The organism is Yoonia sp. R2331 (assembly GCF_041103235.1).
In the GTDB taxonomy this organism is placed as follows: Bacteria; Pseudomonadota; Alphaproteobacteria; order Rhodobacterales; family Rhodobacteraceae; genus CANMYO01.
This window is the reverse complement of record NZ_JBGCUN010000006.1, coordinates 1-12,839: the sequence shown is the minus strand read 5'-3', so window position 1 is coordinate 12,839 and position 12,839 is coordinate 1. Positions and strand designations below refer to the sequence as shown.

8 protein-coding genes and 2 pseudogenes are annotated in these 12,839 nt (G+C 54.1%); 4 read left to right on the top strand and 6 right to left on the bottom strand.

Annotated elements, in window-relative coordinates; translation table 11 throughout:
• Positions 1 to 51 precede the first annotated feature (51 nt).
• The 3 genes from AB3Y40_RS20355 (at position 52) to AB3Y40_RS20345 (ending at position 6,798) form a co-directional block, all read left to right on the top strand.
• Entirely contained in the window at positions 52 to 456 is a 405-nt protein-coding gene (locus AB3Y40_RS20355; protein WP_369440727.1) for a hypothetical protein, read from the top strand.
• 359 nt (positions 457 to 815) lie between these two features.
• Positions 816 to 1,424, top strand: coding sequence for a hypothetical protein (locus AB3Y40_RS20350; RefSeq protein WP_369440726.1), 609 nt, complete (start codon positions 816 to 818; stop codon positions 1,422 to 1,424).
• Positions 1,425 to 1,428: 4 nt separating this feature from the next.
• Positions 1,429 to 6,798, top strand: a complete 5,370-nt coding sequence (locus AB3Y40_RS20345; RefSeq protein ID WP_369440725.1) for a beta strand repeat-containing protein — start codon at positions 1,429 to 1,431, stop codon at positions 6,796 to 6,798.
• 178 nt (positions 6,799 to 6,976) lie between these two features.
• Here the strand turns inward: AB3Y40_RS20345 and AB3Y40_RS20340 are convergent, their stop codons facing one another.
• Together AB3Y40_RS20340 and AB3Y40_RS20335 are read right to left on the bottom strand one after the other, a co-directional pair.
• On the bottom strand, positions 6,977 to 7,189 hold the full coding sequence (locus AB3Y40_RS20340; protein ID WP_369440724.1) for a dTDP-4-dehydrorhamnose 3,5-epimerase family protein: 213 nt from the start codon (positions 7,187 to 7,189) through the stop codon (positions 6,977 to 6,979).
• A gap of 65 nt (positions 7,190 to 7,254) precedes the next feature.
• Positions 7,255 to 7,467, bottom strand: a pseudogene (locus AB3Y40_RS20335) (DDE-type integrase/transposase/recombinase); the annotation flags it as partial.
• Between the two features lie 26 nt (positions 7,468 to 7,493).
• Between AB3Y40_RS20335 and AB3Y40_RS20330 the strand changes: the two are divergent.
• Entirely contained in the window at positions 7,494 to 7,697 is a 204-nt protein-coding gene (locus tag AB3Y40_RS20330; protein ID WP_369440722.1) for a hypothetical protein, read from the top strand.
• Between the two features lie 26 nt (positions 7,698 to 7,723).
• On the opposite strand, the gene AB3Y40_RS20325 is transcribed toward AB3Y40_RS20330, so the two are convergent.
• From AB3Y40_RS20325 to AB3Y40_RS20310, 4 genes and pseudogenes are all read right to left on the bottom strand, one after another.
• Complete coding sequence (locus AB3Y40_RS20325) at positions 7,724 to 10,165, bottom strand: EAL domain-containing protein (protein WP_459554017.1); 2,442 nt, start codon at positions 10,163 to 10,165, stop codon at positions 7,724 to 7,726.
• An 89-nt stretch (positions 10,166 to 10,254) separates the two neighbouring features.
• Positions 10,255 to 11,259 (bottom strand): TRAP transporter substrate-binding protein, encoded by a 1,005-nt coding sequence (locus tag AB3Y40_RS20320; protein WP_369440720.1) that lies wholly within the window; start codon positions 11,257 to 11,259, stop codon positions 10,255 to 10,257.
• Positions 11,260 to 11,579: 320 nt separating this feature from the next.
• Positions 11,580 to 12,229, bottom strand: a pseudogene (locus tag AB3Y40_RS20315) (IS3 family transposase); the annotation flags it as partial.
• A gap of 220 nt (positions 12,230 to 12,449) precedes the next feature.
• A complete protein-coding gene (locus tag AB3Y40_RS20310; protein WP_369440719.1) occupies positions 12,450 to 12,788 on the bottom strand; it encodes a GNAT family N-acetyltransferase in 339 nt (112 codons plus the stop codon).
• Positions 12,789 to 12,839: the final 51 nt, after the last annotated feature.

Genomic DNA, 12,839 nt, shown 5'->3' with positions numbered 1-12,839 from the left:
CACCGCGCAAAGGATGATGTCTCGCGGAAAACGGTGATGCTTGAATGGTGATTGACGCGCCATGATCGACCTCAAAAAGCAAGAAAGTTGTTAAATAGCGCCGCTAATGCAACAGTCCCGTCTGAGATCGGTGAAGATGGAGATCTCAGCGAGACCCTGCCGGTCAGGGTGCAGGATTTCACGGATACTAATGACCCGGACAAGGCCCCTACCCTGCACCGCTTCACTATCACCTTCCAACCAGATCGGTTCGAGGCGCTGATGAGCACACCTGCGGACCGCGCTAAACGCAACGAGGCGCTGCTCGAACTGGCGCAAGAGATGTCTATGACAGCAGAGCCTCAAACTGATGCATGGCTGGCGTTCGAAGGTGGGCAGTTGGGACGGTTTGTTATTGCAGCTGAAGAAATCGAAGCCTGTGTGAAGCTGGCGCAGGATTTGGGGCGGCTGCCTTGAGGTGGCGACAAAGGTGAGAGCAAAGACACCGATTCAGGCCAACATGTGGCGGGGCATGGCGGCAAGGAAGACTCGAATGGGACCGCCCTGCCGGACGAAACTACCCTCCGCGACCGCTGAGCCGCCACGAATGCGAGCAATCCACAGATGATAATGAGCACCCAGGCGCAGTAGGCAAGAAAGCTGAACAGGCCGCGCGCGGCTTCGTACGAACGCATGAAAAATCTCCTCGCCAAATGAAGAGTGAGTGTATTTTCGGGTTGTGGGTCGTCAAGTTTCTTGATTTCTACTCCTCGTTGGCTTTTGCAATGTAGGAACCAACTTTGGTAAAATTCGATCTTGTCTAGTACGGATGCACTATGAAATTGAGAAAACTATTCGAGCAACCTTTGGCCGTAATTTTCTTTACTTGTTTTGGGAGCGCAATTTGCCTCCCCACGCCAGTACTCACTCAAGAAAATGACGAGCCAGCGTGTCTAGCCGCAATCGATCTCGTTCAAGATAATGTGGATTGGTCGTCTGATGTCGCGCCTTGCGATGCTGCAGCAATGTCGCTTTTGATTAGAGGCGGTTATGGTATCGAGCTCAGTACCGAGCTTGAGGGGACCTTCCGGCCAAGGTATGACTATCTTGCTCCAGTTACCGAATATTTGAATCCGCGAAGTGAATGGTCCTTTGAAGCCGCAACTTATCTTTCGCTCTCCACCCTTTCTTTGCTTGATTCCGAAGGTGGCAATTTTCGTCGTGCGGCATATTCAAATTTTTTTATTTACGACATTTCTTCAAAGGTGGGTGGAGACAAAATTTTATTTCCAAAACATCTGGTGGCGGCAGTTGAACGAAATGAAGAACTCATGCCAATTCGCGGACTTGTTGCGTTAACGTGTTTTGCTAGGTTGGATTTTCCAGATATCGCACCCGAAGAAGTCTTGAAATCTGAATTATTCGTCCGTTGTTTGAAGGGGTGATATTGTGGAAGTGGAAGTCACATTTAACAAGAACAAGCATATCGATATTGCGATAAGAACGCCTGAACAAGCGGCTCGTAACCGATTGACCTCGCAAGCAGAAGTTGGATTTGTGGAGCAAGGAGCCCTGTCCGGAAGCTCGCGTGGGCCCGCCGATGGAATGAAGGCAACCGACGGCGTTTGGTATGACATCACAGTAAATGCTGTGTTGGAGAAGAAAGAAGATGAATACAACGAGTTAGTCGACTCTTTGTCAGAATCCGCAGATAAATTAGCGGTTGCGAGGGAAATCTCCTCAAAACTAGTTGAGATCATGGTCTATGTGAACATGGTCAATGCACCGACTTTTGAGAGTGCCGTTACCGAAGCTATCAAGGAAGCATCGGGAGCTGCTGATTTAGCGCAAGCAGCCTTTGATTTCCAGGCCCAAGCTTCTGGGCTTGGTGTTATAGAGAGTTTAATGCTGGCTGATGCTTTGGCCATCTATATGGCGAAGCATAATTATTGGTACAATCCTACACTTGTTGGCGAGTCGCTGGAGGCAATGCTGACAGAGGGAGTTGAACACCAAGGAACTGTTTTTAGGTATGGAGACGATGGTAAGATTCATACTGCTAACGTCAGCGAAATCGAAAATGTCGTCGATGTTGAGTTCGTAACTGGGGATAACGATGATGGAACCAGCTCTACCATCACCGTCATTTCAGTAAGCAATGATGGTCGTTGGATATCGGAGGGTTGGGATTCAGATGGCGATGGGGACGTTGATGATGATGACGAGGAGTATGAAGCTGGACCATCTATTCCTCCAAGGCCACGGCCCGGCAGTATTCAGCCTGTGGTCTTGGATCTAGATGGTGATGGAATTGGAATAATAAGCGGTTCAAACGCTTGGTTTGATGTCGATGATGATGGCTTCCGGGAAAGAACAAGTTGGATTAGCCCGAATGATGGTTTCTTGGTTATTGATCTAAATTCGGATGGGTCAAGGGGGATTGGTGATGGTCAGATAGACCAGACACGAGAATTGGCGTTTTCCTTCTGGGGACAGGAGGGTGACACGGATCTACAAGCCTTAAAGCGCGAATTTGACTCTAACGGTGATGGCGTAATTGATGAAAGCGATTCTGTTTGGGCTGAATTACGTGTTTGGAGGGATCTCAACGGCAACGGCATATCGGAAGAGGGTGAGATTTTTCACTTAGGTGAATTCGGAATTGAAAATATCGGCTTGTCTCATTTCGAGATTGATGGTTCGTCTGAAGTAGTTCCGAGCGGGTATATTGAAATCGATTTCAATAATCCGTTCAACGATGTTCATTTGATTGGCGCTCAGATAAAGGGGTATTCTTTCCTAACCATAGATGGCGTCAGTTCGTTTGATAGAGTAATTGATCTATCTCTTGATCACGACAAACACGGCTTCCGCCGCGTCGACACGGCCTTCGGCTACGACATTGTTTATGAAGCTGGCGGTAGGATCCGCATCGCCGAACTCGCAGGAAAGTCTTTCGAAAACTATAACCTCACGACTGATATGGTCGACGGTGCGATTGGCGACGCCGACGCGAACACCTTGGACGCGACTGGCCATACCCTCGCGGTGGAGATTGACGGTCGTGGCGGTGACGACATTGTTCTGGGTGGTCACGGCGACGACGTGCTTTCCGGGGGAAGCGGTGTCGACAAGATCAAAGCTCGGGATGGCAATGACACATTGATCGTGAATGCTGCTGACTTCGGCGGTCAGATTGGTTCGAATGGCCGCTTGCGCGATCTGATCGACGGGGGTAATGGGATCGACACGATCATCGTAGACGGCACAAGCGGGGTTACAATTGACCTCGCAGAACACCGGGTTGAGGCGGCCTACGGCAACGAAGGGGCGGATACGCTGGATGCCACCGGCCTGACCTACGACACACCTCTCTACGGTGGGGATGGCGCGGATACTATCAAAGGCGGCAACGGCAATGACCACCTAGATGGCGGCGCCGGTGCAGATTCAATCTTCGGCGGCAACGGCACGGACAACATCTTCGGCGGAAGTGGCGCTGACAAAATCTGGGCCGGTGTGGGCGATGACATCGTTACGGCAGGCGACAACGATGACACGGTTGTAGCCGAGACAGGCGACGATCTGGTCATGGGCGGCGGTGGCCTCGATGTGATTGCTGGCCGTGAAGGTGACGACTATCTCAACGGCGATGACGGTCATGACAGCATGCACGGGGGTTCAGGTGATGATGTTGTCTATGGCGGCAAGGGAAATGACACCATTGGCTACTGGCGCGGCGATGACGCGCTTTTTGGCGGTGACGGCGACGATGTCTTTGAAATGGTGCGCTCGGCAGATGACGTTGGCTTCGCCAATCAAGGTTGGAGCATTCTGCGCGGCGGTAAGGGCAACGATACTTTGATCCTGAACCGCGCAAACTCCTCCAACATCGAATTCGATCATGTGTCTGGAAATCAGTGGCAATTGGTCCATTCGATTGCATCGGGGACAATTGTACTTGATCTCATTGACATTGAGACTGTCGAGTTCTCTGACGGGTCGTCGGTGGTATTGTCGACTGATGACGAATTGGATTCTACCGACTATGTGCGCCAGAACTATGCAACCATGGGTGATGACTTAGCGAACGTCGGCGATGACCCGTGGAGCACAAGTGGTACGCTGTTTGGTTTTTCAGGTGCAGATCACATCTCGGGCGATGGCGATGGCAACGCGATCAACGCAGGCTTTGGTTCGGACACAGTGATGCCGGGTGCTGGGAATGACTCTGTTGTGGGTGGAACCGGGGGCGACAACCTTCATGGCGGGGATGGACAGGACGACATAGCTGGCGGGTCAGGAAGCGACAATGTCTTTGGTGGAGACGGGCAAGATACCATCGCCGCTGGATCTGGCAGTGATTTGGTCAATGGCGGCATAGGGGGTGACACCATCCATGGTGGCTCAGGCGACGACGCGCTGGGAGGCGGTGGAGGCACTGACTGGATCTATGGTCAGGATGGTCATGACCTGATCGAAGGACACGAAGGAATTGACAGACTTTTCGGTGGAACGGGAGTCGATCGACTGCATGGCGGGAATGGAACGGATACCGTCCATGGTGGCGCTGGAGCAGATCGTGTCTTTGGCAATCTGGGCGACGACACGCTCTTCGGGGGCAATGGAGCCGATCACTTGGACGGCGGGTATGACTCTGACACAGTCTATGGCGACAATGATGACGACGTCGTGTTTGGCAACGATGGTGCCGACTTTCTTTATGGTGGCAATGGTCGTGACATCCTGAATGGTGGCGAAGGGGCTGATGTATTGGATGGCGGTGGCGGAGTGCTCGATAGCGCGAACTACCAGGGATCCAGCGCTGGCATCAATGTCGATCTATTGAACAACACGGCATCTGGTGGTCACGCCACGGGCGACATTCTGACTAACATTGAGGGTCTCTTCGGGTCGGAGCATGACGATGTCTTGCGCGGTGACGACAGCGATAACGTGCTTGAGGGCGGTGATGGTGACGACACAATCAGCGGACGCAATGGCCACGATATTCTAACAGGTGGTGCCGGAGGTGACACGATCTACGCGGGCGAAGGTCATGATCGGGCCTGGGGCGGCGCAGGAGACGACTTTGTCCAGCTGGGTGACGGCAACGACAGTTTCTTTGGAACAGCACTTGGCACTGGAGCCGGTCAGGACACTGTTTATGGCGGTGCAGGCGCCGATGAACTCTACGGCGGCGGCTTCGATGACATTTTGGACGGCGGAGCGGACGAGGACACAATCCTGGCGGCAGCCGGAAACGACGTACTGATCGGTGGTACCGGCGCTGATTCACTCAACGGCGGAACGGGCATCGATACACTCGACTACTCTGATGTTGGATTGTCTGTACGTATTGATCTGGGTGCTGCTGATGGGATTCACGGCTTGACGGGTGCTGCTGAGGGAGATCGTATCGTAAATGTAGAGACTCTCCTCGGATCTGCTCAGGACGACGACCTCTCCGGTGATGACAACGCCAACACGTTCTATGGACGTGGCGGTGCGGACGACCTATTCGGGTCAGATGGCCAGGATGCTCTCTTTGGTGGCAACGGTATCGACACACTCCACGGCGGCGACGGCGCAGACTGGCTATCAGGCGACGCTGCAGCCGACACGATTATTGGTGGCAATGGCAATGATACCGTCAGTTACGCGAGTTCCAACGCGGCGGTCAGCATCAATCTCACAACCAACACAGCTTCAGGCGGCCATGCGACTGGTGATGTCTTGCAGGACATCGAGAGCGCGGAAGGCTCAGCATTCGCGGATACCCTGATCGGGACTGACGGCGACAACACGCTATGGGGTCTTGGTGGTGGCGACGTAATCAGCGGTGGGCTTGGCCTTGATACCGTGGACTATGCAGGCTCACTTGCGGGCGTCACGATTGATCTTTCCGCGACGACGATCACGGCGTCAGGTGGCCATGCAAATGGCGATACGCTGACGAGTATCGAAAGCCTGAAAGGCACAGACTACAGCGACGACTTTATGGGCAACGTAGACGTCAATGTTCTTGAAGGGCGCGATGGTGACGACGTCCTCAACGGCCGCGAAGGAGAAGACACGCTCTATGGTCAATTAGGCAATGACACGCTGAGCGGCGGCAACGGCAACGACTACTTGCACGCTGGGATTGGCGATGACTTCCTCTACGGCGGTGCTGATACTGGCAATGATTTCCTTGTCGGTGGTCGTGGCGCAGATGCAATCAATGGTGGCGATGGCATCGACACAGCTGACTACAGTGAGTCGGCTGACGGTGTGACTATTGACCTGTCCCAAGCCTCGGTGATCGGAGTAGGCGGAGAAGCCGCTGGCGATACATTGACTGGTATTGAGAACCTCAATGGGAGTGAAACAGCAGACCACCTGACGGGCGGTACCGGGACGAATGTCATCGATGGCCTTGCCGGTCACGACACGCTCTTCGGGCGTTGGGGCAATGATACGCTCTACGGTCGCCTCGGCGGAGACACGCTTGACGGTGGGTTCGGAAACGATGTGCTTGATGGCGGCCATGGCGACGATCGGATCATCGGCGGTGCTGACGACGGAAACGACGTCATGACCGGTGGTGTTGACAGTGATACGTTTGTTTTTGCCGATGTCACCGATCTTGGAGACGATATCATCACCGACTTCACCGTTGGTAAGGACAAGATCGAGATGGCCGGAGTGACGTTTGCAGACCTTACGATCTCAACCGTAAATGGAAACGATGTTCAAGTCGCCTGGAACAACAGTACCTTAATCTTGGAGGACGTTGATCTGTCTGACATCTCGAACAATGATTTTGTGTTTGTTTGAGGAAGCAGGAACGGCCCAGAGCTGACATCCGGACTGCTCCCTCGATGCTGCGGAGGCACTCCGCATTCCGGACATTCGCTGCGAATGCAATCTTACTGGCGGGAAAGCCTAAAGGCGACGATGCATCAATAAATCCAGGAGCCTCCTAAATGGAGCATGACGGATCTGCCAACAACTTTCACTCCGTGTGCAAAAATGGAGAAGCAATCTGGCTTGGGCAGGGCGCTGCTGCATCTTTCTCGCTCAAAATGGGCTGATCTTGACCTAAGCCCCAATCAATCCCGATTGTTGGATCGTCCCAACGAACGCCTGAATCGCAGCTTGGATCATAATTATCCGAACATATGTATATAGTCTCGGTATTTGGCTCCAGCGTAATGAAGCCATGCATGAAACCAACGGGACTGTTGCATTAATTGATAGGCGCTGATCGATAGTACAGGTTTTTGCGCTGGATCAAGCGGCCACGAAAAGTTCGCTGATGAACTGGACCTCCCCCAGAACACCTTGTTGCTTGTGATGGTTGTGGCCGTGCTTGATGTTTCTGATGGTTTCGATGCCGCTGAGCGTCGCTTTGGCTGTTCGCAGGGAGCGGAAGCTCTGGCGGCAACTCAGGAGCCGCTTCATGGCTGAATGGTCACTCCAAATTAGGTTGTTGCGCAATGATCGACCTCAAAAAGCTAGAAGGTTGCTAAATGCGCCGCTATTGCAACAGTCCCAAATGCAAAGCTGCCTGCGGCATCGCGGACGCCTTTGCCCGGGCCGAACGCCCGTATCGCGCAACCCTGGCCGAGTTTGATCTGGAACGCATAAACACAAGCGTCTTGGCCGCCCTAAACGCCGAAACGCTGCAAAATGGGGCTGCTTGGCTGATCGAAAACCATCGCACACAGCGCTAGCGTTGTTTCCCCTAAAAAAGGTTCGCCTATGCGCTGATGACTTTGGGGCGATTGAACCACTCAGCCATATCCGTCGCTCGCGCTGGCCGCCCAAGGAAATACCCCTGCCCGATGGCGCACCCAACCTTTCGGGCGAATTCCAACTGGCTTTGAGTTTCAATCCCCTCCGCCGTTACGGCAATGTTGAATGTTTTACACAGAGAGGTGACGGCATCGATGATGTCCGCCGCGCGGTCATCTGTGTCGATGTCTTTCATGAAGCTTCCGTCGATCTTCACCCGATCAAAGGGGAAGGTGCGCAAATACTGCAAAGAGGAATAGCCGGTACCGAAATCATCCAGGGCGATCGACATTCCCTCCGCCCGCAAGGAAGATAGTGTTTCCAATGTCTTGCTGCTGTCGCGCAACAAAACACCTTCGGTGATTTCTACTTCAATTCGATCCGGGCTCAACCCTTCGCGTGCCAATGCCTGCAACAGCTCCGCTTTGATGTCGCCCTCGTGGATCTGCTGCGGCGAGAGGTTGATGCTCAGATAGACGTGATCAGGCCATGATTGCGCCGCGCGAAAGGCCGACGGCAACATGGCGGCGCTGATCGAGCGGATCACGTGTAACTCTTCGGCCAGCGGGATAAACCTTGACGGCGGGATCGGCCCGCGATCTGGGTCATCCCACCGCGCCAAAGCTTCAGCACCACAGACTTGGCCTGTCGTAAGGTCAAACAACGGTTGATACACCATGTGCAACGCCCTAGTTCGCACGGCGGTGCGCAGCGCCTGTTCCAGCTCGTGCAACTCTTTTTGCTGACGTTTCATGGACACATCAAAAATCTGACATCGGCCACGGCCTGCCCCCTTGGCACCATAAAGCGCCAGATCGGCATTCCGCTGAAGTTCATCGGCACAGGTGCCGTGTTCAGGGTAGATCGCCACGCCGATGCTGCCCCCGATCTGGATGCGGTGGCCCTCAATCTCAAAGGGGGTGGCCAGCTCCTTATTGATCCGAAAGCCAAGCACCTTGGCTGCTGCCGGCTGGTTGCCGCCCGATTGGATCACGGCAAATTCGTCCCCCCCAAGGCGTGTGGCAAAATCATCCTCGGTCAAAAGCCCGTTCAGCCGCTTTGACACCGCCTTAAGCAATTGATCCCCGATCGGGTGACCAAGGGTGTCGTTAATATGTTTAAAACGATCCAGATCGATGATGAGAACAGCAAGCTGGTCGTCAACACTATCATGCTGCAGAGCGGTTTCGATAGCTGTTTCAAACGCCCTCCGGTTCGCCAGCCCCGTCAACGGATCCTTGTGCGCTAAGAAGCGAATCTGTTCTTCTTGCTCGATCCGCTCACTCACATCTTCGCAAATCTGGATCAAACCCGCAGCCGAGGGTTGGAACGTGACCGAAACCTTACGCCCATCGCGCGTCGTCAGAATACTGGAATCAGATTTGTAGTTGGCGAGGCCCTCACTCAGGCCGGTGCTGACAAATCCCGACGTCGATGCATCGCATTGTTCCTCGATCATCTGCCCAACGATCTTCTTTTGGGTTCCGGTCGAAAGGGTATTGGCATCAAACCGCCAGATTTCTTCGAAGGCGGCATTCCAGACGATAAGCTCCCCGTCTTTGTCGAACATACACAGGCCCAGCGGCATGTTGTGTATCGTGGCGCTCAGCCGGCTGCGTTCGCTTTCAAGGTCGGCGGCGATATCACGGGTGGCTAGCATGGTTGCGCGGAACGCTGTTGCCGCACGGGCCAATACCCCGATTTCATCCAGACGGTGGGCCTGATCCGGGATTTGTATTTCATCCTTGCCTTCGATCAAAAGGCGCATGGCCGCACTGATTTCAAGCAAAGGACGGCTGACATGGCGTGATGACCAAATCAGCGCAACAGTCGCTGCCACAACCCCCGCAACCACCGCAAAGGCAGACAACCTGCGGGCCAGCGTTTGCGCATCAACCACGGCCGCACTCATCGTATCGACTTCCTGATGGCTCAACTCGATCAGGTGGGCCAGCTCGATGAACACAGCATCAATCGCGGCTTGGGTATCCCCTTCCAGACTTACCTGCGCACGGGCCAATTGCCCTTGCTCCAGGAGGGTCTGAACCCCCGCGAGGAATGTCAGGTAAACGTTGAAACACGCCGAAATCCCGGTCAGGATATTATGCTCTTCTTCGGTTACCAGATAGGGGCGCAATTCGTTCAGCTTCGCACGAAATTGCGCCTCTTCCTGCTCCATTTGTTCGATAATGCCAGCAAGTCGGCGGAAATCCGTGGTTTGCGAGCGCTGCTTTGCCAGCAAGGTATGGGACGTCAGGGCGAGCTCGATTTCCCCGACAATCTGGGACCGGGGAAGTGCGATCGACTGCAACTCTCCGGTTGCCGAACCGATCGTCGAGATTTGATGCATATTCAGAAGAGTTGACCCTGCGACAAGCCCAAGGAACATGAGAAACAACAGAGCCAAGGTGGTCCTGATGCTTCTCGTTTCCTTTGCCGTTTCGGCATTGGCCGACTCTTCTGGTTCCTGCATTGCCAAAGCCCGATTGAACGGCGTTACAAGAAGCTGAAGTGCTTCCAGATTTCATAGTTTTCGCGGAAGGACGAATAGGACTCCCAAACCCGTTCGAAATTAGGGTTCTGCGCACGTTCCTCGGCCACGATTTCAAGCCATGCATCTTCGAACGCGACGAGGGTCGCCGCAGGCCAGCGACGGAGTTCAACCCCCTCCGCTTGCATTTGCTGCATCGCTTCCCATTGTTTGGCCTCACCCTCTGCGATCATGCTGCGGATCTGGTCCCCACAGGCCGTTGTCAGTATCGTCTGGTGAGACGACGACAGGCTCTCCCATGTGTCGATCGAAAAGTAGAGATCAAACAAAGTGGCCTGCTGGTGCCAGCCCGGAAAATAGTAATATTTGAGCTCATTCTGAAACCCGAGACGTTGATCCATGGCAGGCAGGGAAAATTCAGTCGCGTCCAGATTGCCATTCTGAATCTCGGCAAGGATGTCGCCGGGGGCATTCTGGCTGGTTTCAACACCGAACTGCTGCATGATCCGTGCGCCAAGGCCAAAGAAGCGCATACGCAACCCTTCGAGATCTTCGACCGTGTTGATTTCCTTACTGAACCAGCCGGAGGCTTCGGGTGGGATCATGCCACAGGGAAGATTATGGACCCCATGTTCAGCAAAAAGTTCGCGCGACAACTCAAGGCCACCACCGTGATACATCCAGGCCAGATATTCGCCCATATCCGGACCGAATGGCACGCTTGAAAACATATTGAACGCACTGTCACGCCCGGAAAACCATCCGGCGCCAGCCCATGCTGCATCCACGCGGCCATCGGAGACGGCAACGACAGTCTCGGAGGCGGGGACAAGGCCGTTGGGTTCATGTGCGACTAGAATAAGCGTTCCGTTCGACATTTTCGCGACGTTTTCAGCCAGTTGCCCCGTTGTATTGCCCAAAATGGGCATGGCTGAGGAGAAGGTAGAGGCGACGTTCAGCTCAACCAGTGCCTCCTCTTGCGCGGCAAGCGGGGCTGTAAAACCGGACATCGCAATGAGAAGCGCCGAGGCGCTTGCAAAAAGGGGATTCTTACTTTTCAATTTCTGTTCCTCAATCGGATCGTGACGCCGGTTTCACGGCAGAAACGGGCTGGGGACTGCCCGAAATTCGCGACCGTTCCAAATGATCGAAACCTGAAAATTGCCTGTTTTCGATCATGATTGATGGCTGCCATCCCCGCTGTCGAATTAGCGTTCAAATCGTTAATTTATGGTTAATATGGGCGCATCCGGGGCTCTGACAACACCCGTTCACCGCCACCTAAATCACTAAAATCTTAGTATTTTCAGTAAGATCAAAACCCGCCATGGATCAGCTTGGCTTTGATGGCCGTGGAGAAGGTCTCGGCAGCGGAGTTGTCATAGCCGTTGCCCTTACCGCTCATCGATACCTAGAAACCGTGCTGGCGCAGAAGCTTCTGATAGTCGTGGGAGCAATATTGGCTGCCGCGATCCGCATGATGGATGCAGCCCTCGGGAGGCTGGCGGAGCGCCACGGCCATTTGTAACGCTCGGATCGCGAGGTCTCGCTTCATCCGATTGCTGACCGCCCAGCCGATCAAACGGCGGGAATGCAAATCCAAGATCACAGCGAGATACAGCCAACCTTCTCGCGTCCACACTAAGCTGATGTCGCCCGTCAATTTCCGGTTGGGCTCGTCCGCTGCAAAGTCCCGGTTCAGCAGTTTTGGCGCGAAGTTGAGGGCGTGGTTGCGATCTGTGGTCACCTTGTATTTCTTCGACCTTTCGACCCGTATGCCGTTCTCACGCATCAACCGACCAACGCGGCGATGGACGATGCTCAGACCGAACTCTGTCAACTCTAGGTCATTCGTGGGCGGTCGTAGCTGCCAAGGCTCAGACGGGATTGCCCCTTGATATGAGCGAACACAACCATGTCTGTCCGCTGTCTTTGGCTGGCCGGGCGGCTGCGATAGTCACGTAGGCCGTGAGCGCTGATGCTCTGCGACAACCGGACCTGGATCATTCGCACAGTCTGCAATGGCGGCCCATTCCTGTCATTCAACTGACGATCAAGATGCTGCGGTGCGGCCCGTCGAACCAGACATTCGCTGCAAGCGCCAACTCGACGCTTCATCGAACTCACACATCGTGGGACGTAGCAGACTTTGAATGGGTTCGAGCCAATTTCTGCTCCAGTTCGCGACCGGCATTGGGGCCTACAACGTCATGACCATCTCATGCCACGTCATGCCGCCGTGTTCAGATGCAGAAGGCTTCGAGTATTCATAACCGAACTTCTCATAAAGCGGCACGTGGTGGTCTTTGCACATCAGGTGGATCCTCTGCTTACCCTTCCGTCGCATTTGTCCGACGAATTCGTCTGTTAACGCCCGCGAATGACCTTTGCCCTGCTCTGCAGGATCGACGACCACGGACATGATGACGACATTTGGCGCGGTGGGGTCATGTCCGATGAGCTCCTTGAAGGGGACTGTTGCATTAGCGGCGCTATTTAACAACTTTCTTGCTTTTTGAGGTCGATCATGGCGCGTCAATCACCATTCAAGCATCACCGTTTTCCGCGAGACATCATCCTTTGCGCGGTG

Excerpts from the sequence above, each read along its gene's own strand:
- AB3Y40_RS20320 (WP_369440720.1), bottom strand. The coding sequence starts at position 11,259 with ATGTCCGGTTTTACAGCCCCGCTTGCCGCGCAAGAGGAGGCACTGGTT.
- AB3Y40_RS20330 (WP_369440722.1), top strand. The coding sequence starts at position 7,494 with ATGCGCCGCTATTGCAACAGTCCCAAATGCAAAGCTGCCTGCGGCATC.
- AB3Y40_RS20340 (WP_369440724.1), bottom strand. The coding sequence starts at position 7,189 with ATGCATGGCTTCATTACGCTGGAGCCAAATACCGAGACTATATACATA.
- AB3Y40_RS20350 (WP_369440726.1), top strand. The coding sequence starts at position 816 with ATGAAATTGAGAAAACTATTCGAGCAACCTTTGGCCGTAATTTTCTTT.